Source organism: Halopseudomonas oceani (genome assembly GCF_002903165.1).
GTDB lineage: Bacteria > Pseudomonadota > Gammaproteobacteria > Pseudomonadales > Pseudomonadaceae > Halopseudomonas > Halopseudomonas oceani.
Genome location: NZ_PPSK01000013.1, coordinates 45,228 through 66,645 on the forward strand (window position 1 = coordinate 45,228; position 21,418 = coordinate 66,645).

Genomic DNA, 21,418 nt, shown 5'->3' on the forward strand with positions numbered 1-21,418 from the left:
GCGTCTTCAGACAGGTACAGACCAGCATGCAGCACTCTCTTTCTACGGTATTTCTTGATCGCGCGACGCTGGATCTGGGCGACCTCGATCTGCGCGCATTGGAAGCGGCCTGCGCTTCGTTCACCAGCTATCCAGGTACCACGCCCGAGCAGGCCCTCGAGCGGCTCGCCGGGCAGCAGGTGGCGATCACCAACAAGGTGGTGATTGATCGGGCCATGATGCAGGCCAATCCGCAGTTGAAACTGATCCTGATCGCGGCCACCGGCACCAACAACGTCGACCTGCAGGCGGCGCGCGAGCAAGGGGTCGTTGTCTGCAACTGTCAGGCCTATGGCACACCGGCGGTGGCTCAGCATACGTTGATGCTGATGTTGGTTTTAGTCACCCGCTTTGAATCCTATCGCCAGGCGGTACGCGATGGAGCCTGGCAACGTAGCAGTCAATTCTGTTTGCTCGACTATCCGATTGGCGAGCTGTCGGGTCGTACCCTGGGCATTCTCGGCTATGGTGAGTTGGGGCAGGCGGTTGGCAGGTTGGCCGAAGCGTTTGGCATGCGGGTTCTGGTCGGCGCCTTGCCCGGCCGTGAGCAGGCTGGACGCCCTGCGTTGGCCGAGCTGTTGCCGCAGATCGATGTACTCAGCCTGCACTGCCCGCTGACCGAGCAAACTCGAGACTTGATCGGTGCCCAGCAGTTGGCGCTGATGAAGGCGGGCAGCCTGCTGATCAATACCGGGCGCGGTGGTCTGGTCAACGAAACAGCCCTTGCGGCGGCGTTGCGTAGCGGCCATTTGGGGGGCGCTGCCTGCGATGTGCTGAGCGTAGAGCCACCAGCCGAGGGCAACCCTTTGCTCGATGACACCTTGCCCAATCTGGTCATCACTCCGCATAGCGCCTGGGGGAGTCGAGAAGCGCGTCAGCGCATCGTCGGTCAACTGGAGGCCAACCTGTGCAGTTTCATCGCCGGTGCTCCCCAGCGTCAGGTCAACGGCTGACTGAGTGTTATCGCCATCACATCATGGTCGCGACGCCCACCCGTTCGGGTGAAGTCGCATAGGCCGTGCCGACCTAAGCTGGTGAACGTCAACGGATGACGTTCGCCGTGCCCCAACGGGGCCGGCGAATCCGCCAAATGGATTTGGCACAAGGATTCCGCCGTCATGGCATTGCCCTTTCGCACTGTGTCCGCGCGGCCGCAGTGCGGTTTTTCTCTTATTGAAGTGCTGGTTGCGTTGCTGCTGGTCGCCCTTGGCGTATTGGGTGCTGCGGCCTTGCAGCTCAACGCCCTGCGTTTTACCCAGGACAGTGCATATCGCGTCCAGGCCGGTTTGCTTGCAACCGACCTGTTGGAGCGAATGCGTGCCAACCCCAGTCGAATAGCGTCCTACGCTGGCTCAGTCGCTGGTGACTGCGTCGCTGCACCCTCCGACTCCCTCTCCGTGCTGGCGCAGGATCAGGCCGATTTTGCCGTCGCTGTAACCTGCCATCTGCCAGACGGGCGCGCTCAGGTGAGCGTTGAAGACGGGCGAGTGCGAGTGCAGCTTAACTGGTCGCAGGCGCGCGTGGACGATAGCGCTGAGGACGAGCTCGTGGTCTCGGTGCGGTTGGGACGTGGCGCGTGAGGGCGCCACTTCGTGGCTTCGGCCTGGTCGAGCTGATGGTCGCCATGCTTCTGGGGCTGACGCTGGTGCTGGCGCTGCTGCAGTACTTAGGCGGTAGTCGGGACGCCTGGTTGCTGCAACAGCTGAGCGCGCGACAGCAGGAAGATGCCCGTTATCTGTTGGGGCGGCTGGCACGTGATATCCGCGCCGCCGGCAGTTATGGCTGTCTGGATCTGCAGCGGCTGTTACCGCAGGGCTTGCCGGCTGATCTGGCCCAGCCGGTGCGTTTTGATCAGGGGGTATTGACGTTGATTACCGGCCTGCCGGTGCAGGTGGCGGTTGAGGAGCCTCAGCCGATGCGCGCGGCTGACTTCGGTGCGCGCTGGCTATTGGCGGGCGATTGTCAGCAGCGGGTGGGGCTCGCCGACGAGCAGGCGCTTTCGGTCATGCCGGGGGACTGGTTACTGCCGTTGCGTCTGGTTGAGTACCGCCAGCAGGATGACCGTGTCCAGGTCAGGCTCAATGGGAATGGCAACTTCGAGACGCTGATTGAGGGAGTGACTCGCTTCGAGCCACGTTTTGCGCTGGCCGCCGACGCATCGGCGGCGGGCGTATCTGGTCGCTATCAGCCGGGTCTCGACGAAGCTGAACAGGAGCGCCTGCGCAGCGTGCGGATAGCGCTGGAGCTTAGTGACCGGTCCGCGGATACCGGCCGCGAGCGCATGCGAACGCTAGTCTTTCGGCAGGTGACACAGGTGCGCAACCGGCCAGACTGGGGGAGCGATGAATAACCAGCAATCTGGCAGCATCCTGCCGGTGACGCTCATTGGTCTGCTGGTGGTGACGATTGGCGCGCTTGCGGCAAGTAGCTCGGCACGTCTGCAGCAGCAACAGGCGACGAATCTGCTGCTGGCGACGCGCTGTTTTCAGGCCGCAGAAAGCGCGTTGCGCACGCTTGAAGGGGAATTGGCGTCGGGCGAGCTGGTGGTCCCCGATGAACCATGCCTTGGCGCCCGGTGCGCGGAGTGGGCAGCGTCGAATGCAGCGCAGGATGGTTTCGGCTGGCACCGACGACAGTCAATGGGGGAGGTGGAGCTTTGGTATCGCGTCGACTGGCTAGGGCGCAGCCCTGCGCCAGCGCAACTCGCCGCGAGTGGCGAGAGTCGGCTCTACCGAGTGCAGATAGAGGCGCGGCTGGGGCGCAGTCGCCAGCTGCTGGAGGCTACTTATGCCTATACGCTGCACTGACTCGCGGTATCTCGTCGCCAGCTTCGGCTTGCTGCTTAGCGCGTCGGCAGCCGGGTTTGAACCGCTGAGCAGTGGTTATGCGACGCAGGCATCTGTGCCAGCCAATGTCGTGATTCTGCTCGACAGCTCAAGCAGCATGGCGATGACCCCGGTGGGTGATCTGAGTCGCCTGCAGGTCGCCCGCGAGGCCATCCGGCGATTGCTCTATCGGCAACGCAATACTCGCTTTGGGCTGTTCAGCTTCAATCCGTCGCGTGGGTACGGCGCTGCGCGGGAGACTGCGGGTGGTCGGTTGCTGGTCGACGTTGCCGGAATTGCACCGGGTGTGGCCGGAGAGCTGCATCTGCAACGACTTGAGCAGGCGCTGGATCAGTTGGCACCGGATACAGGCACTAATCCTGATCGCTACACCTGGACCCCGTTGGCTGAAACCCATTACGAGATTAGCCGCTATCTGCGTGGTATGGACTCGTTCTACAACCCGGGGACGCCAACTTACCCTAGTCCCCTGCAATGGCGCTGTCAGCCCAGCGCAGTGCTGGTGGTGACCGACGGCCTACCGACCTACGACAGCCAGTTTCCTTCCTCGGTAGAGCAGGAGCCTGCATTGCAGCAGTACCCGTTTGAACTGCCCGATTGGGATCAGGACGCGAGTAATGACGTGAGCGGCGAAGATATGCAGCAACCGGGTAGCACCTTTTATCTCGACGATATGGCCGGCTTTGCCGGCGCGCTGGATCTGCGCACCGGCGGTTTAGATGCGGCTGGCGTGAGCTGGGATGAGGCCCCCTTCGCTTATCAGCAGGTGCGTACTCACGTGCTTGGCTTTGGTGTTGACGACGCACGGTTGCAGGCGGCTGCGCGCGCTGGCGGCGGGCTCTATCGCACGGTCGACGATGCCGAGCAGCTCGACGCAGCGCTGACACGTATGGTGAATCAGTTGGAGCCGTCGCGTCTGGTGCTCGACAGGCGCCTTGATGGGCTGCAGCTCACCGGTAACGAAGCGGCGTTGATGCGCGTTTATCAGCATCCGCAGGACGGCAGTGGGGAAGTACAGCTCTGGGGCATCAATGACACCGGTGAGCCAACCCAGATGCGCTGGACCAGCGATCAGGCGTTTGCCCCGGGGGCTCCCCGTGGCCCAATGCAAACCTGGCGGTTGGCCGATACCTCGGCTGGCGCGGGGCCGCTGGCTCTTGATATGAATACCCTGGCGCAGTTGAGCACAGAGCAACAGCTGGCGTTGCAGCGCGCTGCGGCCGCTTTACTGCCGGGTCAGCATGACGGCGGCTCGCAGTTGCTGGACTGGCTGCGTGGAGAACCTGTTGCAGGCTTGCGCACGCGCGAGCGTTTGCTGGGAGATCTGGGGCGTTTCGGACCGCGCGTGCTGCCAGCCGGAGCGGCGCTGGCCGAGCAGAACAGCGAGACCTATAAGCGCTATCGGCGCGAGCGCGCTCAGCTCGGTGACCTGATGCTGCTTGGCAGTAACGACGGTTTTCTCCATGTGGTCGGTGCGGGGGGCAAGCGACACTTCAGCTATCTGCCCGGCAGCCTGCTAGCTACGGTGCTAGAACGGGCGGCCGTGAATTATGTGTCTGGTCTTGCGCATCGAGCGGGCGTGGATGGGCGTATTGCTCTGGCGGACGTGGCGCAGGGCGGCCAGTGGCGAACACTCGCTGCGACAGGTCTTGGTGCCGGCGGTCGCGGGCTGCTCATGCTGCGACTGTATGGCCAGGCTGTGGGCGAGGCCGCGCCGGGGGTACTCTGGGAGCATAGTGCCAGTGAGCCTGGCTGGGCTGCCTTGGGCCACATCTATGCCGAACCACGGCTCCTTGAGCAGGATGGTCGTAGCCTGCTGCTGACTGGCAATGGTTACGGCAGCGCGAGTGGGCAGGCTGCTCTGCTGGTTGTTGATGCCATCAGCGGGGATAGGGTGCTGCAACTGGATCTGCCGGCCCGGCAAGACCTGAAAAGGGGGAACGGCTTGTCTGCGCTGACTCTGGAGCGGGATGCCTCCGGGCGGGTGGTTGCAGCCTATGCCGGGGACTTGCATGGCCAGCTATGGCAATTTGACCTGTCGGCGGAGGACCCGCTGCAGTGGCGGCTGGCAAATGATGGGGCCCCTCTATTCAGGGCCGAGCCGGGACAGCCGCTGACGGCAGCTCCCGTTCTGCACTATAGCGCTGCGGCTCGGGCGGACTTGTTATTGTTCGGCAGCGGGCGACTATTGGCGCAAGGTGATCCGACCAGTACCGCAGTACAAGCCTTCTACGCGGTGCGTAATCGGCTGCTCGAGCCTGGCCAGACGCTCACTCCCCGTGACCTGCAAGCGCAACGGGTGCTGCCGAGCCCCTATTCGAGCAGCCGTAAGGTGACCGAGCAACGGGTAGACTGGCGTCGGCAAGCAGGCTGGTTTCTGCCGCTACCGGCAGGGGCTCGTTCTTCGGAGCGGGTGGTTGAACCAGCGCTGGTACAGGGTGGGAGAGTGGTTTTCACATCGCTGGCACCGCTGGCTGAGGAAAGCGATCCGTGCCTTCCGACGGTGCGCGGTTGGCTGATGATGCTGACGTTGGACGACGGTGTCATGCCACCCGCAGCGACACTGGATAGCGACGGTGACCGGCAGCTGGATAGTGACGACTCCCGTGTTGCGGGTATTGCTCTGGACGTTGGGCTGCCAGCGGAGCTGAGGCTGGCGCCGGGTGTGGCGGAAGATGCGGAACAGCCTTTGACCTGCGAAGGGGAGCGCTATCAGGTTGCAGGCAGTACTGGCTCGGCTGAGCTGCTGGCGAAAGGTCGCTGCCAGTTGGTGCGTATCCACTGGCGGCAGTTGCAATGAGCTGCGTGAGGGGCTTTTCCCTGATTGAACTGCTGATCGCACTGGTGATCGCCAGCCTGCTCGCGAGCGTTGCCTACCCGTCATACCTGGCGCATGTGCGCAAGGCGCAGCGCGTGGAGGTTAGTGGTTTGCTGTTGGAGAATGCACAGCGCCTGGAACGCCATTATGCGCTTGCTGGGCGTTATGATCAGGGCGTGGTTGGCAACCTGCATCAGCAAAGCCCGGCTCAGGGGAGGGCGGTCTATCAGTTGGCTGTGCAACGGCAGTCGCAGCAGTTTGTACTGACGGCAAAGGCTTTGGTTGGCAGTGCGATGGAGGGGGACGTCTGTGCGTTCTACAGCCTGAATCAGCTTGGCCAGAGGACGCCAGCAGACGAGCGCTGCTGGCGTCGCTGAGCGGGTCTCAGTGAGCAGCCGGTGCTGCTTCCTCACCGTTGGGCAGGATCAGGTTGAGCAGGATGGCAACGACTCCGCAGAGGCTGATGCCCTGCAGGCTGAAGCTGTCATTACCAATAACCATGCCGCCGATACCGAATACCAGCGTCACCGATACGATGCACAGGTTGCGGGCCTGGGCCAGGTCTACCTGATGGCGCACCAGCGTGTTGAGACCGACGACCGCGATGGAACCGAACAGCAGGCAAAGAATGCCGCCCATGACCGGTACCGGCATGCCCAACAGAATGGCGCCAAACTTGTCGATGAAGGCCAGGATGATGGCAAACACGGCGGCCCAGATCATGACGTTGGGGTTGAAGTTGCGAGTCAGCATGACCGCACCGGTGACTTCGGAGTAGGTGGTGTTCGGCGGGCCGCCGAGGAAGGCTGCTGCCGAGGTGGCAATACCGTCGCCCAGCAGGGTGTTCTGCAAGCCGGGCTTTTCCAGATAGTTCTTGCCGGTTACACCACCGATGGCCAGTACGTCACCGATATGCTCAATAGCGGGTGCAATCGCGACCGGGATCATGAACAGGATTGCTGCCAGCTGGAACTCCGGGGTAACGAATTCGGGCATGGCCAGCCAGGGTGCCTGCGCCACCTGGGTGAAATCGACGATGCCAAGCAGCCAGGACAGGGTGTAGCCAACCAGTACGCCAGCCAGAATCGGCACCAGGCGGAAGATGCCCTTGGCAAACACGGCAACCACGATGGTGGTAACCAGCGAGGCGCCGGCGATCAGAATGGCGGTGTTGTACTCGACCAACTGGGCGCTGCCATCACCCGCTTTGCCCATCGCCATGTTAACGGCAACCGAGGCCAGTCCCAGGCCGATGACCATAATTACCGGACCAACCACCACTGGCGGCAGCAGGCGCTGAATGAAGCCGGGGCCCCGCAGGCGGATCAGCAGACTGAGCAGGATGTATACCACACCAGCTGCGACTAGGCCGCCGAGGGTGGCGGGCAGCCCCCAGGTCTGGTTGCTGTACATGATTGGCGCGATGAAGGCGAAGCTGGAGGCCAGGAAGATCGGGATCTGCCGGCGGGTGGTGAACTGGAACAGCAGGGTGCCGATACCGGCGGTGAACAGCGCAACGCTTGGGTTCATGCCGGTGATCAGCGGCATCAGCACCAGCGCACCGAAGGCCACAAACAGCATTTGCGAGCCAGCCAGCGCAGTCCGCCAGCCGTGGGTGTGAACGCCTTCCATTACTCGATATCCTTCTGCTTGGTACCAAAGATCTTGTCGCCGGCGTCGCCCAGACCAGGAATGATGTAGCCGTGCTCATTCAGACGTTGATCGACTGATGCGGTATAGATCTGCACGTCGGGGTGGGCGTCGTTGACGCGCTGGATACCCTCGGGGGCAGCGACCAGCACCAGTGCGCGGATGTCTCGGGCACCCGCCTTTTTCAGCATGTCGATGGTGGCAACCATGGAGCCGCCAGTTGCCAGCATTGGATCGATGATCAGCGCCATGCGCTGATTGAGTTCACCGACCAGTTTTTCCAGATAGGTGTCGGCTTCCAGAGTCTCTTCGTTGCGGGCCAGGCCAATGACGCTGACCTTGGCGCTGGGCACCAGGCTGAGCACACCGTCGAGCATGCCGAGGCCGGCACGCAGGATCGGTACCACGGTGACCTTCTTGCCGCTCAGCTTTTCAACGTCCACATCGCCGCACCAGCCTTGGATGGTGTGGGTTTCGACCGCCATGTCCTGGGTTGCCTCATACGTCAGCAGCGCGGCGACTTCCTGCGCGAGCTCACGGAAATTCTTGGTACTGATATCGCTGCGGCGCATCAGCCCCAGTTTGTGTCGAATCAATGGATGGCGGATTTCTTTGACGTTCATGCTGGAACTTCTCTCTTGCGTGGAAGGGCGCCGCAATTATGGCACAGCCCAGACGTTGACAGCAGGGGCTCGTCTGTCGGAAAAGCTCCTCTATACTTGTGCTTTCGCGACGACATGGGTATTTTTCGCCCCTTTTTTCCATACCGGGACCGGCGGAGGTCATGCATGGCGGTAGAGCTGGATCACATCAAACAGGTCATGGCAGAGGCCGACTGTCTGTTCACCGAGGCAGACGTCGAAGGCGCACTGCAGAGCATGGCTAGCGAAATCACCGAGCGTCTGGCCGACAGCAATCCGATTGTCTACAGCGTGATGAATGGCGGTCTGATCATCAGTGGCAAGTTGTTGCCGAAGCTGCCGTTCCCGATGGAAGTGGGCTATTTGCACGCTACTCGCTATCGTAACAAACTGTCCGGCGGTGAACTGTTCTGGAAAGCGCGTGCCGAGCATTCGCTCGTTGGCCGTAGTGTATTGATCATCGACGACATTCTGGATGAGGGTCATACGCTGGCTGCGATTGTCGAGTATTGCCGTGATGCTGGCGCTGAACACGTCTATACCGCGGTGCTGCTGGATAAGCAGCATGATCGCAAGGCCTATCCGGGCATGCGTGCCGACTTTACTGGTCTGGATGTCGAAGATCGCTACATCTTCGGTTACGGCCTGGACTACAAGGGCTACTGGCGCAACGCCGCCGGCATTTTTGCACTCAAGGGTCACTGACGCGATGACGGTTCGAGCGGCTATGCTGACACTGGCGGTTTTGCTTTCGCAGCCGCTGGCTGCCTCGCAGGTCTCGCTGCCGCACGACGAATATCTGCCGGAAGATATCTACGGACAGCGTCAGGATCGCCCCGAACAGGTATTGTTCGAGGTACAGCGATACAGCTTGACCATTGGTAGCGAATTGCGTCCGGGCGCCCGCCCGAATGACGCGCAGGCCAGCGTTTCCATTCTGCTGGAGGGGCGCAGCACGCTGACTGGGTCGCCGGTCCGTCGCGCGCGTCTGCAGTTTGCCGAGGGCACTGGGGGGCAGCGCGGGGCGCGTTTGGTCGATGACGGTACGCTGCTTGTCATCAACTATCCGCTAGCCTTGCTGCCAGCCATTCGCCAGATGCTCGACAGCCCCGGGACGGATTATGTGCAGGGGCGTTTCTACGGCAATGGTCTGATCTGGGCTGATCTGCACTCCGAGCCGGTTGCTGCCGCGGACTGAGTACTGAACTGGTTAGACGCCCGGGGGATGGTTACAATGCCCGCCCTGGACTCTCTGAGGAAGTTTCATGCGTAAAGACAAGCAGAAGGTGATCGGTGAGCCGATGACCGATGAACAGGTTGCGGTATTTCTGAACGCACGCCCCTATAACAGCGACGAATCGGTTGAACTGCATCTGCTGGTGCGCGCCTATCGCGGCTTGCGTGTGGAAGACTTCGAGCGTTTTCTGGTGATGTTCAAGGCCGCCGGGCATGACCTGAATGCGGTAGGTGCTGATGGTCGTACATTCCTGGCCACTGTGCGTGAGCACGCCCAGGGCGAAGACTACGTCGCAGTACTGGAAGCGGCTGGCGCCCGTTAAGCTGGCAGCATTCTCCAGCCGGTGCGGTTAGCGCGTCGGTTGACGCGAGCTGCCGTCGGCAGGGACTTGCCAATCCAGCGAGGCTGCAGCTCGTTGACCTCGACCCAGCGACCTTGCTGTGGCTGTCTGGGCAGCTCCCATAGCGCAACGCATATCCCCTGTGCGTTGAGTTGGGCATAGCAGCGGCGTCGCTTGAACAGGCTGGTGATCATGACAGTCTTCCTTTGTTGAATCTGCGCGCAGGATCGCTGATTGGCATGTCAGCTTGATGACAGGGCGTAACGCCCTCTGTTGGCCCCTCCGGAACCGGAGTATGCTGCGCCTGTCCAAGGTGGCACTGACCACGTTTCCCTTTCCAATCCCGACAGACGGCAGGAGTAAGGTACTTATGCTCAAGCGTTCAGGCATGTTGCTGCTGGCCATGATGGCCGCGGCTCTGGTGGGCTGTGCTCACAGTCCTCAGCAGTTGACGGTGCAACCTCAGATCAACAAGCCGCTAAGCCCGGTTGCCCGCCAGCAGCCGGTCAGCGTGAAGGTGCAGGATACCCGTCAGAACAAGATATTGGGGACGCGCGGAGGCATTTACCCTGACTCCAGTAACATTACCATCAGCGACAGTGCGCTCCCGGCGATCCGTCAGCAGGTCGAGCAGGCGTTACGCCAGTTGGGGTTCAATGTGGTGCCTGAAGGGTCACCCAATGCCAACAGCCTGACCCTGAATCTGGCCGAGCTAAGCTACCAGTCGCCGAAGGACTCGGTTTACGTGACCCAGGCCGATATCAGCGCCACCTTCGTTGCCGAAGCCAGCAACATGAATCGCAACTATCAGGGGCGCTTTACGTCCTCGCTGCAGCAGCGCTTTGGTTATGCGCCGAACCAGCAAACCAATACCAAGCTGGTGACCGACGTGATGAGTGATGCTCTGACCCGGGTGTTTCAGGATCCGATGATTTTGCAAACGCTGCAGCAGTAGGCTCAACAGCAAAAAAAACGGCGCATAAGCGCCGTTTTTTTTGCTCGCCATTCAAGCCGGCGGGGGTTGCAGCATTTCATCGTGCTCGGTCATGTTCCAGGGCAGCACGCCGGGAGATATGTGCAGGAAGTGCAGATACTTTTCAAAGTGGTCGAGGATGTCGCCGATGATCTCCTGCTCATCGTAGCCGTAGACATCATAGGTCTGGCCGCCGCGGCGCAGGAAAACCTCAGCCCGGTAATAATGCTGCTGGGCGTCGTTGTCGGTGCGCCGCATCTCCGGGTAGGCAAAGTCGGGGCGTAGATACTCGCGCAGGCGAATTTCGTAGATGAAGTCGAGCTGATCTGGCTTGTTGATCTGCAGGTAGGCGCGGCCGTTCTCAGCATCCAGTTCTGCCTCTGCTGGCCAACCCTGCTCGGCCAGCGCCGCGCTCAGGCGTTGCATGGCTGGCATCGCTCGATTGTGGATGAAGCCTTCCACCGCGGCGCGATCCGGGAAGTGGACGATGCTGGCCAGGCGTTTTTTCCAGTTGGCTGCCAGGCTGTTGTCGCTATAGCGGCTGACCTGCATGTGATGCAGCAGACTGACGTCACGGTGGCCCTCGATGACCAGCGCGCGCCACATGCCGAGCATCGCAATGATCATGATGATGGCGAAGGGCAGGGCGGTAACGATGGTCATGGTCTGCAGAGCGCCAAGGCCACCGGCGATCAACAACACCGCAGCAACCACGCCTTCCAGGATCGCCCAGAAGGCGCGCTGCCATACTGGCGTCTGCAGCACGCCGCCGGAGGCCAGCGAGTCGATCACCAGCGAACCGGAGTCCGATGAGGTGACGAAGAAGGTGACGATCAGCACCACGGTAACGAACGACACGATGCTGGTTAACGGCAAGTGCTCGAACAGCTTGAACAGCGCAATCGCCTTATCTGCCTGGACCTCGCTGATCAGGCTGGTGTAGCCCTCGTTCATGATCAGGTGCAGCGCGGTATCGCCAAACACCGAGAACCAGAGAAAGGTGAACATGGTTGGCACCAGCATGACACCGAAGACAAACTGGCGAATGGTTCGGCCGCGGCTGATCTTGGCAATGAACAGGCCGACGAAGGGCGCCCAGGCAATGGTCCAGCCGAAGATGAACAGCGTCCAGTTGCCAATCCAGTCGCTATGGGTATAGGCCTGCAGGTTGAAGGTGCGCTCGACAATGTTGTTCAGGTAGCTACCGGTGTTCTGCAGGAAGGCTTCGAGAATGAAGATGGATGGGCCGACCAGAAAGACGAACAACATCAGGGTTACCGCCAGCACCATGTTCAGGATCGACAGGTTCTTTACCCCCTTGTCCAGCCCGGCCACCACGGAGAACAGGGCGAGACCGGTGACGGCGGCGATGGTCACGACTTGCACGCTGCTGGCTACCGGAATGCTTGGCCACAGGTAATTGAGCCCAGCGTTGATCTGCGCGACGGATAGCCCCAGCGTCGTGGCGATACCGAACAGGGTGCCGAGAATCGCTACCACATCGACCGTGTGGCCTATCGGGCCGTGAATGCGCTCGCCAATCAGCGGGTAGAGGGCCGAACGCATGGACAGGGGCAGGCCGTGGCGGAAGGCAAAGTAGGCCAGCACCAGACCGACCAGTCCGTAGATCGCCCAGATATGAAAGCCCCAGTGGAAGAAGGCAATCTGCATGGCCTGTTTGGCCGCATCCAGGGTTTCCGGTGCGCCGGCAGGCGGGCTGGCGAAGTGGGTAACCGGCTCGGCGACGCCGAAGAACAGCAGGGCGATCCCGTAGCCGGCCGAGAACAGCATCGCGAACCACGCCGGGAAGCTGTATTGCGGCTCGGCGTGGTCCGGTCCGAGGCGAATGTTGCCCCAACTGCTGCAGGCCACCAGCACTACAAACAGCAGAAAACTGGCGACCGCCAGCATGTAGAACCAGCCAAAGGTTTCGGTGATGTAGGCCAGGGTGCTGGAAAACAGCGAGCCGGCCAGCTCGGGGTTGCTGATGGTGCCGATAACCAGCAGCAGAGTCACAATCACGGCAGGGGCAAACACGGGAACCAGTACGGTTGATTGCCAGCCACGCTTGGCGTCAGTCATGCAGATCTCCTTGTCCTGCGTGTACCGGTCGGTTGACCGGCCGTTTTTTTGGCGAGCAGCAGCTGGCCAGCATGCGGGCCTCGGGGCGCCGATGTCGGTCAGTGTTTTCGCTCGTTACCTGATACAGGATAGCCGTCAGGGCCAAAGGTTCCGCTTATTCGCTGTGCTGGTCCGGGTCCAGGACCTCGATCTGCACCCGGGCACTGCCGGCGCGAACCATGCCAAGCTGCTCTGCTGTACGCTGGGAAACGTCGATGATGCGATGGCCGACGAAGGGGCCGCGGTCGTTGATACGGACGACTACTGCGCGATTGTTGTAGGTGTTGGTAACCTGCACCAGGGTGCCGAACGGCAGCGCCGGATGCGCGGCGGTGAGATCGGTTTCGTCGTAGGGTTCGCCGCTGGCGGTGCGCCTGCCATGCAGTCGGGAGGAGTAGTAGGACGCCTTTCCGGTCTGGGTCCAGCCGGGCTCACCGAGCAGCTGTGCTTCGGTGGCGTGAGCACTGAAGGGCAGCTGCACCAGCAGTGCGATCAGTAGCGTGCGAAACATGGCGAGTTCCCGGAAAGTGGGCGGAGCGACCTCTGACCGCTCCGCCGCTTTCAGGTTCAGCCTTCCAGTTTCTTACGCAGCAGTTCGTTGACCTGCTGCGGGTTGGCCTTGCCTTTGGATGCTTTCATCGCCTGGCCGACAAAGAAGCCGAACATCTTGCCGCGCTTGGCTTCGTCGCTCGCGCGATACTGCTCGACCTGTGCCGCATTGGCTGCCAGTACCTCGTCCAGCATGGCTTCGATGGCGCCGCTGTCGGTGACCTGCTTGAGTCCCTTGGCTTCGATGATCGCATCGGCAGAGTCGCCTTCACCGGCAGCCAGTGCCTCGAACACCATCTTGGCGATCTTGCCGCTGATGGTGTTGTCCTTGATGCGCAGGATCATACCGCCGAGTTGCGTAGCACTGACCGGCGACTGCTCTATCTCCAGGCCTTCCTTGTTGAGCAGGCTGGACAGCTCGCCCATCACCCAGTTGGCGGCCAGCTTGGCGTCGCCGCAGGTCTGCTGAACCTGCTCGAAGTAGTCGGCCAGTTCGCGGCTGGCAGACAGCACGCTGGCGTCGTAGGTCGACAGGCCGAACTGGCTTTCGAAACGCTCGCGCTTCTGTTGCGGCAGTTCCGGCAGTTCGCCACGGACTTCCTCGATAAAGCTCGGCTCCAGCACGACCGGCAGCAGGTCCGGGCAGGGGAAGTAACGGTAATCGTTGGCTTCTTCCTTGCTGCGCATGGAGCGGGTTTCGTCCTTATTCGGGTCGTACAGGCGGGTTTCCTGTACCACCTTGCCGCCGTCTTCGATCAGCTCGATCTGGCGCTGGACTTCGGTGTTGATCGCCTTCTCGATAAAGCGGAACGAGTTGACGTTCTTGATCTCGCAGCGGGTGCCGAACTCGGCCTGGCCCTTGGGGCGGATCGAGACGTTGCAGTCGCAGCGCAGGGAGCCTTCGGCCATGTTGCCGTCACAGATGCCCAGATAACGCACCAGCGAGTGGATGGTCTTGGCGTAGGCGACGGCTTCCTTGGCGCTGCGCATGTCCGGCTCGGAAACGATCTCCAGCAGCGGGGTGCCGGCGCGGTTGAGGTCGATGCCGCTCATGCCGTGGAAGTCTTCGTGCAGGCTCTTGCCGGCATCTTCCTCCAGATGCGCGCGGGTCACGCCGACGCGTTTTACGGTCCCGTCTTCCAGGGTGATGTCCAGATAGCCCTTGCCGACGATCGGATGATCCATCTGGCTGGTCTGGTAGCCCTTGGGCAGGTCCGGGTAGAAGTAGTTCTTGCGCGCGAAAACGTTGGTCATGCCGATCTCGGCGTCGATCGCCAGGCCGAACTTGACCGCGTTGCGCACGGCTTGGGCGTTGAGCACCGGCAGTGTGCCCGGCATGCCCAGATCAACCAGGCTGGCCTGAGTGTTGGGCTCGGCGCCGAAGGTGGTGGCGCTGCCGGAGAAGATCTTCGACGCGGTGGTGAGCTGGGCGTGGATTTCCAGCCCGATGACGATTTCCCATTGCATTGCTGTCAATCCTCTCAGTAGCCGGCCGGAGCGCGCTGGTGCCAGTCGGTAACCTGCTGGTACTGGTGCGCGATGTTGAGCAGACGGGCTTCGCTGAAGTAGGGCCCCAGCAGTTGCATGCCCAGCGGCAGACCGTTGGCGAACCCGGCGGGCAGGGCGACGCCCGGGACCCCGGCCAGGTTGGCGGTAATGGTGTAGATGTCGGTCAGGTACAGGCTGACGGGATCGTCGATCTTCTCGCCGATCTTGAACGCCGGGGTCGGCGAGGTCGGGCAGAGGATCACATCGACCTGCTCATAGGCGGCCATGAAGTCGTTCTTGATCAGGCGACGGATCTTCTGCGCTTTCAGGTAATACGCATCGTAGTAACCGGCCGACAGCGCGTAGGTGCCGACCATGATGCGGCGCTTAACCTCGGCACCGAAGCCTTCGGCACGCGAACGCTTGTACAGATCGGTCAGGTCGGCCGGGTTGTCACAGCGGTAGCCGAAGCGCACGCCGTCAAAGCGTGACAGGTTGGAGGAGGCTTCAGCGGGGGCGATGACATAGTAGGCGGGAATCGCCAGCTCGGCGTTCGGCAGGCTGATTTCCTTGACCTCGGCGCCGAGCGCCTGGAATTGCTTGACCGCAGCACTGATGGCATCGGCGGTCGCAGCGTCCAGGCCGGCGGCAAAGTATTCCTTCGGCAGGCCGATGCGCAGGCCCTTGAGCGAGTCGTTCAGGCCGGCGCTGTAGTCCGGTACCGGTTGGTCGACGCTGGTGGAGTCCTTGGCGTCGAAACCGGCCATGACTTGCAGCATCAGAGCGCAGTCTTCGGCAGTGCGGGCCATCGGGCCGCCCTGGTCCAGGCTCGAGGCGTAGGCGACCATGCCCCAGCGCGAAACCCGTCCGTAGGTCGGTTTCAGGCCGGTCAGAGCCGTGAAGCCGGCCGGCTGACGGATTGAACCGCCGGTGTCGGTGCCGGTTGCCGCAGCGCACAGGCGGCCGGCAACAGCGGCAGCGGAGCCGCCGGAGGAGCCGCCGGGTACCCGGTCGGTGTCCCACGGGTTGCGGGTCGGGCCGTAGAAGCTGGACTCGGTGGAGGAGCCCATGGCGAATTCGTCGAGGTTGGTCTTGCCGAGGCTTACCGCGCCAGCGTCGAGGAAACGCTGGGTGACGGTCGATTCGTACGGCGAAACGAAGTTGTCGAGCATTTTCGAGCCGCAGCTGGTGCGTTGGCCCTGGGTGCAGAACAGGTCCTTGTGCGCCAGCGGGATACCGGTGAGCGCAGTGGCGTTGCCGGCAGCGATACGGGCGTCTGCTGCTGCGGCCTGCTCAAGGGCTGATTCGGCGGTAACGGTGATGTAGCTGTTGAGCTGGTCATCAAGCTGCTCGATGCGCTTGAGATAGTGCTGAGTCAGCTCGACGCTGGAAAGCGTCTTGTTCTGCAAGGCCTTTGACAGTTCGGCCAGAGTTTTCTCGTGCATGGATATGTCTCTTGTCTGGGCGCGGCAGGATTATTCGATGACCTTGGGAACCAGGTACAGGCCAGCTTCGGTGGCCGGCGCAATGGCCTGATAGGCCTCGCGCTGGTTGTGTTCGGTGACCTCGTCGGCGCGCAGGCGCTGGGTGGTTTCCAGCGGATGGGCGAGCGGTGCGACGGCGCTGGTATCCACCGCCTGCATCTTGTCGATCAGCTCCAGAATGCCGGAGAGTTTGGCAGTGGTTGCCGGGATGTCGTCTTCGCTGAGGGCGATTCGGGCCAGATGCGCGATCTTTTCCACATCGGTGCGATCCAGGGACATGTACGTGTGCTCCATGTTGCCGGTGATTTCCGGTCGTCTGCTGGCGTCGGGCGCCGTTTGGTGGTTCGCCACGGAAAATGCGGGCAAAGGCGCGAATTTACCACAGTCGTGCCTTGCCCAAAAACCCCGCCGTTGTTAGAGTTGCGACACTTCTGGAAGTACCGATCAGTCACCTGCTTACGCTGCGCAGAAGGCCGCCAATCAAGGCCTTTAGCCACCAGTTTCCAATCCAACAGCGTACAGGGCAGGTGGCTTATCCGTACTTTTTCCAATTAACCCACGCGTCTTCGGGGTCTAGTCAACGCATGTTCAAAAAAATCCGTGGCATGTTTTCCAGTGATCTGTCCATCGATCTGGGTACAGCCAACACGCTTATTTACGTTCGGGACCGCGGTATTGTACTGGACGAACCGTCTGTGGTCGCGATCCGTACCACTAGCGGCAATCAGAAAAGTGTCGTGGCCGTCGGTACCGACGCCAAGCGCATGCTCGGTCGTACCCCAGGCAACATTCAGGCGATCCGCCCGATGAAGGATGGCGTCATCGCCGATTTCAGTGTCTGTGAAAAGATGCTGCAGTACTTCATCAACAAGGTTCATGAAAACAGCTTTATCCAGCCCAGCCCCCGCGTGCTGATCTGCGTTCCGTGCAAGTCCACCCAGGTTGAGCGCCGTGCCATTCGTGAGTCGGCGCTCGGGGCGGGTGCCCGCGAGGTATATCTGATCGAGGAGCCGATGGCTGCCGCCATCGGTGCCGGCCTGCCGGTTGAAGAAGCACGCGGCTCGATGGTTGTCGACATCGGTGGTGGTACCACTGAAATCGCGCTGATTTCCCTCAACGGCGTGGTCTACGCCGAGTCCGTCCGCGTTGGTGGTGACCGCTTTGACGAGGCGATCGTGACCTATGTGCGCCGCAACTACGGCAGCCTGATCGGTGAATCCACCGCTGAGCGCATCAAGCAGGAAATCGGTGTGGCTTTCCCCGGCGGCGAAACGCTGGAAGTGGATGTGCGTGGTCGTAACCTGGCCGAGGGTGTGCCGCGCAGCTTTACCCTGAACTCGACTGAAGTGCTCGAAGCGCTGCAGGAGTCGCTGGCAACTATCGTTCAAGCGGTCAAGAGCGCGCTGGAGCAATCGCCGCCGGAGCTGGCGTCCGATATCGCCGAGCGCGGACTGATTCTGACCGGCGGTGGTGCCTTGCTGCGTGATCTGGACAAGCTGCTGACCCAAGAAACCGGCTTGCCGGTTATCGTCGCGGAAGATCCGCTGACCTGCGTTGCCCGTGGCGGCGGCAAGGCGCTGGAAATGATGGATCAGCACACCATGGATCTGCTGTCGACCGAGTGATCTGACTGGTGGCAAGCCTTGCGGGACGGGAGTTCCGGCTCTGTCCGGCTTGCCGCTGACGGCGACTAACCTGTGGCTGCGAGGAGCCTGCCATCAAACCGCTATTCATCAAGGGGCCGTCGCTCGGCGTTCGTCTGGTTGTGCTGACCGTGCTGTCCATCGTTCTGATGGTGGTGGACGCCCGGTTCGATGCCCTGAAACCGCTCCGCGCTCAGTTGGGGCTGCTGGTCGCGCCGCTGTACACCGCGGCCGAGATGCCGGTCCGTGCCTGGCAGTCGGTCACTGAGCTGGCGACCAGTCGCGCTCAGCTGATTGCGGAAAACGAGCGACTGCGTGCCGAGGCGCTGCTGACCCAGCGCAAGCTGCAGAAGCTGGCAACGCTCACCGAGCAGAACGTGCGTCTGCGTGAACTGCTCAATTCCTCTTCGCTGGTTGACGAGCGGGTACTGGTAGCTGAGCTGATCGGCGTTGATCCCAATCCCTTTACCCAGCGTATTCTGCTCGATAAGGGCGAAGTCGACGGCGTTTTCCTTGGTCAGCCGGTACTCGACGCTACCGGCCTGATGGGGCAGGTGGTCGAAGTGTTGCCGCACAGCGCCCGGGTGCTGCTGATTACCGATGCTTCCCACAGTCTGCCGGTGCAGATCAATCGTAACGGCCTGCGCGCCATCGCCGCCGGAACCGGCCGCAATGAGTGGCTGGAATTGCGCTTTGTCGGTGATACGGCCGACGTGCGTGAGGGCGACATCGTGGTCAGCTCGGGCCTTGGACAGCGCTTTCCGGCGGGCTATCCGGTTGGCCGTGTGCAATCGGTCATTCGCCATCCTGCCCAGTCCTTTGCCGAGGTGCGCGTAACACCGTCGGCCCAGCTGAACCGCAGTCGCTATCTGCTGCTGGTGTTCAGTCCCGAGAGTGGTTACGGCGATGTGTTGCCGGCGCTGGAGTTGCGGGCTGACGATGCTGCGGGGGCCGCAGCAGACGAGCCGCCGTCGACTGAGGCCCCGGCGTCTGACGCTGAATCGGAGGGCTCCGGCAATGCAGACTAGTCTGGCAATCATCTTCAGTATTCTGGTGGCGCTGTTGCTCAGTGTTATGCCGATGCCCGAGCCGATCAGTCTGGCGCGACCGATGTGGCTGGCCATGGTGCTTGCCTACTGGGTTATGGCGCTGCCACATCGCGTTGGTCTGCTGACTGCCTGGCTGGCAGGACTGGTTTCGGATGTGCTGTTTGGTCAGTTGTTCGGCCAGAATGCGCTGGTTATGACGCTGGTCGTGTGGATGGTCCTGTTACTGTACCAGCGTATTCGTCGTTTCCCTTTGTGGCAGCAGAGTCTGGTGATGCTGCCGGTATTCGGTATCGCCCAGATGGTCATGCTTTGGCTCAATAGTCTGAGCGGTAATCGGCCGCCAACCCTGTTGTTCCTGCTGCCAGCGGTGGTCAGCACCGTACTCTGGCCCTGGGTGTTCTCCCTGCTGCGCGGGGTAAGACGTCGCTTCCATGTCAACTGAGCTACTGCTGGCCTCCGCGTCGCCACGGCGCGCCGAGTTGCTGGCGCAGATTGGTGTTCGGGCAACGCGACTGACCTGCAGTGTTGATGAGCAGGTGCAGCCAGGCGAGTTGCCTGCGAATTATGTTGAGCGCGTCACCCGCGATAAGGTTCAGGCTGCGGTTCGGGCCGCGCCCGGACGCGTGGTGCTGGCCGCAGACACGGCGGTGGTGCAGGGCGACCGCATCCTTGGCAAGCCGGTCGATCGGGCTGACGCGCTGCGCATGCTGAGTTTGTTATCCGGAGCCGAACATACGGTGATGACCGCCGTGGCGGTCGGTTGCGATCAGCGCATCGAGCTGGTCCGGGTTGATACACGGGTACGTTTTCGGCCGCTGAGTAACGCGGAAATCAGCGCCTACTGGGATACCGGCGAGCCCGCTGACAAGGCTGGCGCCTATGGTATTCAAGGGCTGGCAGCGGTTTTCGTAGAACGTATTGAGGGCAGTTACAGTGCTGTGGTGGGGTTGCCACTGCTGGAAACCGCTACGCTGCTCAAGTCATTTGACATCCCCTGCTGGCAGCGGCTCTGACGCGGCTGTTCCAGGGCTCGGATCACCGGTATTCTGGTGACAGAACAGGAGTGGTAGAGCCCATGAGTGAAGAGATTCTGATCAATATCACGCCGATGGAGACCCGCGTTGCGTTGGTCGAGAACGGCGTGCTGCAGGAAGTCCACATCGAGCGTACCCAGCGCCGCGGCATTGTCGGCAACATCTACAAGGGCAAGGTGGTGCGTGTGCTGCCAGGCATGCAGGCGGCCTTTGTCGACATCGGCCTGGAACGTGCCGCTTTCATTCATGCCTCCGAAATTTCCGATCGCGAAGGCCAGGCGGTCGAGCCGATCAGTGCGCTGGTGCATGAAGGCAAGGCGCTGGTGGTTCAGGTTACCAAGGACCCGATAGGTACCAAGGGGGCGCGGCTGACAACCCACCTGTCGGTGCCGTCGCGCTATCTGGTCTACATGCCGCGCACGCCGCATGTTGGCATTTCCCTCAAAATCGAGGATGAAGGCGAGCGCGAGCGTCTCAAGCAGGTGGTTGCTGATTGTCTGGAGCAGGAAGGTATTCAGGAAGCTGGCGGCTACATTCTGCGTACGGCTGCCGAAGGGGCTCGGCAGGAAGACATCCTGGTTGATATTTGTTATGTGCGTCGGCTGTGGCAGCAGATCGGCCAGCAGATGGGGTCGGCCCCGGCTCCCTCGGTCATCTATGAAGACTTGCCGCTCGCGCTGCGGACCTTGCGAGATCTGGCCAACCCTCGTCTGGAAAAGATTCGCATCGACTCGCGGGAGACCTTCCAGAAGGTTGAGCAGTTTGTGCACGAGCTGATGCCGGGGGTAGAGGAGCTGCTGGAGCACTACCCCGGCGAGCGACCGATCTTCGACCTATACAGCGTCGAGGATGAAATCCAGCGTGCGATGGAGCGTCGGGTAATGCTCAAGTCCGGCGGTCATCTGGTGATCGATCAAACCGAGGCGATGACCACCATCGACGTCAATACCGGCGCCTTCGTGGGTCACCGCAACCTTGAGGAAACCATCTTCAAGACCAATCTGGAAGCGGCGACCGCGATTGCCCGTCAGCTGCGGCTGCGTAATCTGGGCGGCATCATCATTATCGACTTCATCGACATGGAAGACGAGGAGCACCAGCGTCAGGTTCAGCGCACGCTGGAGAAGCAGCTGGAGCGAGATCACGCCAAGACCAACATCATCGGCATCACTGAGTTGGGGCTGGTGCAGATGACCCGTAAGCGCACGCGTGAGAGCCTTGAGCAGGTGCTGTGCGAGCCCTGTCCGAGCTGTCAGGGGCGGGGTATTCAAAAAACGCCGGAAACCGTGTGCTACGAAATTTTCCGCGAAATTCTGCGCGAGGCGCGCGCCTATCAGGCCGGTGCCTATATGGTGTTGGCCTCACAGTCTGTAGTCGACCGGTTACTGGATGAGGAATCTGGAAACGTTGCTGATCTAGAGCTGTTCATCGAACGTCCGATCAAGTTTCAGGTGGAAACCATGTACACCCAAGAGCAGTATGACGTGGTGTTGATGTAATGGGACG

Annotated in this window: 23 protein-coding genes; 15 read left to right on the forward strand and 8 right to left on the reverse strand. The window is 61.5% G+C overall.

Features of this window, described 5'->3' with window-relative positions; genetic code table 11:
* The first annotated feature begins 26 nt into the window (after positions 1–26).
* From C1949_RS13490 to C1949_RS13515, 6 genes are all read left to right on the forward strand, one after another.
* Positions 27–992: a 2-hydroxyacid dehydrogenase gene (locus C1949_RS13490; protein WP_104738997.1), complete on the forward strand. Its 966-nt coding sequence runs from the start codon at positions 27–29 to the stop codon at positions 990–992.
* Between the two features lie 165 nt (positions 993–1,157).
* Positions 1,158–1,619 (forward strand): type IV pilus modification protein PilV, encoded by a 462-nt coding sequence (gene pilV / locus C1949_RS13495; protein WP_104738998.1) that lies wholly within the window; start codon positions 1,158–1,160, stop codon positions 1,617–1,619.
* Positions 1,616–2,389 (forward strand): PilW family protein, encoded by a 774-nt coding sequence (locus tag C1949_RS13500; protein ID WP_104738999.1) that lies wholly within the window; start codon positions 1,616–1,618, stop codon positions 2,387–2,389. Before pilV ends, C1949_RS13500 begins: the two co-directional genes overlap by 4 nt.
* Positions 2,382–2,846 carry a pilus assembly PilX family protein gene (locus C1949_RS13505; protein ID WP_104739000.1) on the forward strand — a complete coding sequence of 155 codons (465 nt, stop codon included), beginning with the start codon at positions 2,382–2,384 and terminating at the stop codon, positions 2,844–2,846. Before C1949_RS13500 ends, C1949_RS13505 begins: the two co-directional genes overlap by 8 nt.
* Entirely contained in the window at positions 2,827–5,685 is a 2,859-nt protein-coding gene (locus C1949_RS13510; protein WP_104739001.1) for a PilC/PilY family type IV pilus protein, read from the forward strand. Before C1949_RS13505 ends, C1949_RS13510 begins: the two co-directional genes overlap by 20 nt.
* Before the next feature lie 5 nt (positions 5,686–5,690).
* Positions 5,691–6,080 (forward strand): type IV pilin protein, encoded by a 390-nt coding sequence (locus C1949_RS13515; RefSeq protein WP_211287159.1) that lies wholly within the window; start codon positions 5,691–5,693, stop codon positions 6,078–6,080.
* A 7-nt stretch (positions 6,081–6,087) separates the two neighbouring features.
* Here C1949_RS13515 and C1949_RS13520 read toward each other — a convergent pair whose 3' ends face one another.
* Both C1949_RS13520 and upp read right to left on the reverse strand, forming a co-directional pair.
* Complete coding sequence (locus C1949_RS13520; protein WP_104739003.1) at positions 6,088–7,335, reverse strand: uracil-xanthine permease family protein; 1,248 nt, start codon at positions 7,333–7,335, stop codon at positions 6,088–6,090.
* Positions 7,335–7,976, reverse strand: a complete 642-nt coding sequence (gene upp, locus C1949_RS13525; RefSeq protein ID WP_104739004.1) for a uracil phosphoribosyltransferase — start codon at positions 7,974–7,976, stop codon at positions 7,335–7,337. Before upp ends, C1949_RS13520 begins: the two co-directional genes overlap by 1 nt.
* A gap of 165 nt (positions 7,977–8,141) precedes the next feature.
* Here upp and C1949_RS13530 point away from each other — a divergent pair, with 165 nt between their 5' ends.
* From C1949_RS13530 to C1949_RS13540, 3 genes are all read left to right on the forward strand, one after another.
* Positions 8,142–8,699: a hypoxanthine-guanine phosphoribosyltransferase gene (locus C1949_RS13530; RefSeq protein ID WP_104739005.1), complete on the forward strand. Its 558-nt coding sequence runs from the start codon at positions 8,142–8,144 to the stop codon at positions 8,697–8,699.
* A 22-nt stretch (positions 8,700–8,721) separates the two neighbouring features.
* Positions 8,722–9,192: a hypothetical protein gene (locus C1949_RS13535; protein ID WP_104739006.1), complete on the forward strand. Its 471-nt coding sequence runs from the start codon at positions 8,722–8,724 to the stop codon at positions 9,190–9,192.
* Positions 9,193–9,259: 67 nt separating this feature from the next.
* Positions 9,260–9,553: a PA4642 family protein gene (locus C1949_RS13540; protein ID WP_104739007.1), complete on the forward strand. Its 294-nt coding sequence runs from the start codon at positions 9,260–9,262 to the stop codon at positions 9,551–9,553.
* On the opposite strand, the gene C1949_RS13545 is transcribed toward C1949_RS13540, so the two are convergent.
* The gene (locus tag C1949_RS13545; protein ID WP_104739008.1) at positions 9,550–9,765 is read right to left on the reverse strand and encodes a hypothetical protein; all 216 of its coding nucleotides are present in this window, start codon (positions 9,763–9,765) and stop codon (positions 9,550–9,552) included. The genes C1949_RS13540 and C1949_RS13545 overlap by 4 nt on opposite strands.
* Before the next feature lie 176 nt (positions 9,766–9,941).
* Here C1949_RS13545 and C1949_RS13550 point away from each other — a divergent pair, with 176 nt between their 5' ends.
* Complete coding sequence (locus tag C1949_RS13550) at positions 9,942–10,526, forward strand: YajG family lipoprotein (protein WP_104739009.1); 585 nt, start codon at positions 9,942–9,944, stop codon at positions 10,524–10,526.
* 51 nt (positions 10,527–10,577) lie between these two features.
* On the opposite strand, the gene C1949_RS13555 is transcribed toward C1949_RS13550, so the two are convergent.
* The 5 genes from C1949_RS13555 to gatC all read right to left on the reverse strand — a co-directional run bounded on the left by C1949_RS13555 (position 10,578) and on the right by gatC (position 16,465).
* Complete coding sequence (locus C1949_RS13555; RefSeq protein ID WP_104739010.1) at positions 10,578–12,626, reverse strand: BCCT family transporter; 2,049 nt, start codon at positions 12,624–12,626, stop codon at positions 10,578–10,580.
* A 154-nt stretch (positions 12,627–12,780) separates the two neighbouring features.
* Complete coding sequence (locus C1949_RS13560) at positions 12,781–13,176, reverse strand: septal ring lytic transglycosylase RlpA family protein (RefSeq protein ID WP_104739011.1); 396 nt, start codon at positions 13,174–13,176, stop codon at positions 12,781–12,783.
* 56 nt (positions 13,177–13,232) lie between these two features.
* Positions 13,233–14,681 (reverse strand): Asp-tRNA(Asn)/Glu-tRNA(Gln) amidotransferase subunit GatB, encoded by a 1,449-nt coding sequence (gene gatB, locus C1949_RS13565; RefSeq protein ID WP_104739012.1) that lies wholly within the window; start codon positions 14,679–14,681, stop codon positions 13,233–13,235.
* A 14-nt stretch (positions 14,682–14,695) separates the two neighbouring features.
* Positions 14,696–16,147, reverse strand: coding sequence for an Asp-tRNA(Asn)/Glu-tRNA(Gln) amidotransferase subunit GatA (gatA, locus tag C1949_RS13570; protein WP_104739013.1), 1,452 nt, complete (start codon positions 16,145–16,147; stop codon positions 14,696–14,698).
* 30 nt (positions 16,148–16,177) lie between these two features.
* Positions 16,178–16,465 carry an Asp-tRNA(Asn)/Glu-tRNA(Gln) amidotransferase subunit GatC gene (gene gatC, locus C1949_RS13575; RefSeq protein ID WP_104739014.1) on the reverse strand — a complete coding sequence of 96 codons (288 nt, stop codon included), beginning with the start codon at positions 16,463–16,465 and terminating at the stop codon, positions 16,178–16,180.
* Positions 16,466–16,770: 305 nt separating this feature from the next.
* Between gatC and C1949_RS13580 the strand changes: the two genes are divergently transcribed.
* The 5 genes from C1949_RS13580 (at position 16,771) to rng (ending at position 21,411) form a co-directional block, all read left to right on the forward strand.
* A complete protein-coding gene (locus C1949_RS13580; protein WP_104739015.1) occupies positions 16,771–17,811 on the forward strand; it encodes a rod shape-determining protein in 1,041 nt (346 codons plus the stop codon).
* A 107-nt stretch (positions 17,812–17,918) separates the two neighbouring features.
* Positions 17,919–18,857 (forward strand): rod shape-determining protein MreC, encoded by a 939-nt coding sequence (mreC, locus tag C1949_RS13585; protein ID WP_104739016.1) that lies wholly within the window; start codon positions 17,919–17,921, stop codon positions 18,855–18,857.
* Entirely contained in the window at positions 18,847–19,320 is a 474-nt protein-coding gene (gene mreD / locus C1949_RS13590) for a rod shape-determining protein MreD (RefSeq protein WP_104739017.1), read from the forward strand. Before mreC ends, mreD begins: the two co-directional genes overlap by 11 nt.
* The gene (locus C1949_RS13595; protein ID WP_104739018.1) at positions 19,310–19,891 is read left to right on the forward strand and encodes a Maf family protein; all 582 of its coding nucleotides are present in this window, start codon (positions 19,310–19,312) and stop codon (positions 19,889–19,891) included. Before mreD ends, C1949_RS13595 begins: the two co-directional genes overlap by 11 nt.
* Before the next feature lie 62 nt (positions 19,892–19,953).
* Entirely contained in the window at positions 19,954–21,411 is a 1,458-nt protein-coding gene (gene rng / locus C1949_RS13600) for a ribonuclease G (RefSeq protein ID WP_104739019.1), read from the forward strand.
* Positions 21,412–21,418 lie beyond the last annotated feature (7 nt).

Bases quoted from the DNA above. Each gene is read 5' to 3' on its own strand.
- rng (WP_104739019.1), top strand. From the start codon at position 19,954: ATGAGTGAAGAGATTCTGATCAATATCACGCCGATGGAGACCCGCGTT.
- pilV (WP_104738998.1), top strand. From the start codon at position 1,158: ATGGCATTGCCCTTTCGCACTGTGTCCGCGCGGCCGCAGTGCGGTTTT.
- C1949_RS13555 (WP_104739010.1), bottom strand. From the start codon at position 12,626: ATGACTGACGCCAAGCGTGGCTGGCAATCAACCGTACTGGTTCCCGTG.
- C1949_RS13540 (WP_104739007.1), top strand. From the start codon at position 9,260: ATGCGTAAAGACAAGCAGAAGGTGATCGGTGAGCCGATGACCGATGAA.
- C1949_RS13560 (WP_104739011.1), bottom strand. From the start codon at position 13,176: ATGTTTCGCACGCTACTGATCGCACTGCTGGTGCAGCTGCCCTTCAGT.
- upp (WP_104739004.1), bottom strand. From the start codon at position 7,976: ATGAACGTCAAAGAAATCCGCCATCCATTGATTCGACACAAACTGGGG.
- gatB (WP_104739012.1), bottom strand. From the start codon at position 14,681: ATGCAATGGGAAATCGTCATCGGGCTGGAAATCCACGCCCAGCTCACC.
- mreD (WP_104739017.1), top strand. From the start codon at position 18,847: ATGCAGACTAGTCTGGCAATCATCTTCAGTATTCTGGTGGCGCTGTTG.
- gatC (WP_104739014.1), bottom strand. From the start codon at position 16,465: ATGTCCCTGGATCGCACCGATGTGGAAAAGATCGCGCATCTGGCCCGA.
- C1949_RS13580 (WP_104739015.1), top strand. From the start codon at position 16,771: ATGTTCAAAAAAATCCGTGGCATGTTTTCCAGTGATCTGTCCATCGAT.
- C1949_RS13505 (WP_104739000.1), top strand. From the start codon at position 2,382: ATGAATAACCAGCAATCTGGCAGCATCCTGCCGGTGACGCTCATTGGT.
- gatA (WP_104739013.1), bottom strand. From the start codon at position 16,147: ATGCACGAGAAAACTCTGGCCGAACTGTCAAAGGCCTTGCAGAACAAG.
- C1949_RS13530 (WP_104739005.1), top strand. From the start codon at position 8,142: ATGGCGGTAGAGCTGGATCACATCAAACAGGTCATGGCAGAGGCCGAC.
- C1949_RS13545 (WP_104739008.1), bottom strand. From the start codon at position 9,765: ATGATCACCAGCCTGTTCAAGCGACGCCGCTGCTATGCCCAACTCAAC.
- C1949_RS13490 (WP_104738997.1), top strand. From the start codon at position 27: ATGCAGCACTCTCTTTCTACGGTATTTCTTGATCGCGCGACGCTGGAT.
- C1949_RS13535 (WP_104739006.1), top strand. From the start codon at position 8,722: ATGCTGACACTGGCGGTTTTGCTTTCGCAGCCGCTGGCTGCCTCGCAG.
- C1949_RS13550 (WP_104739009.1), top strand. From the start codon at position 9,942: ATGCTCAAGCGTTCAGGCATGTTGCTGCTGGCCATGATGGCCGCGGCT.
- C1949_RS13595 (WP_104739018.1), top strand. From the start codon at position 19,310: ATGTCAACTGAGCTACTGCTGGCCTCCGCGTCGCCACGGCGCGCCGAG.
- C1949_RS13510 (WP_104739001.1), top strand. From the start codon at position 2,827: ATGCCTATACGCTGCACTGACTCGCGGTATCTCGTCGCCAGCTTCGGC.
- C1949_RS13520 (WP_104739003.1), bottom strand. From the start codon at position 7,335: ATGGAAGGCGTTCACACCCACGGCTGGCGGACTGCGCTGGCTGGCTCG.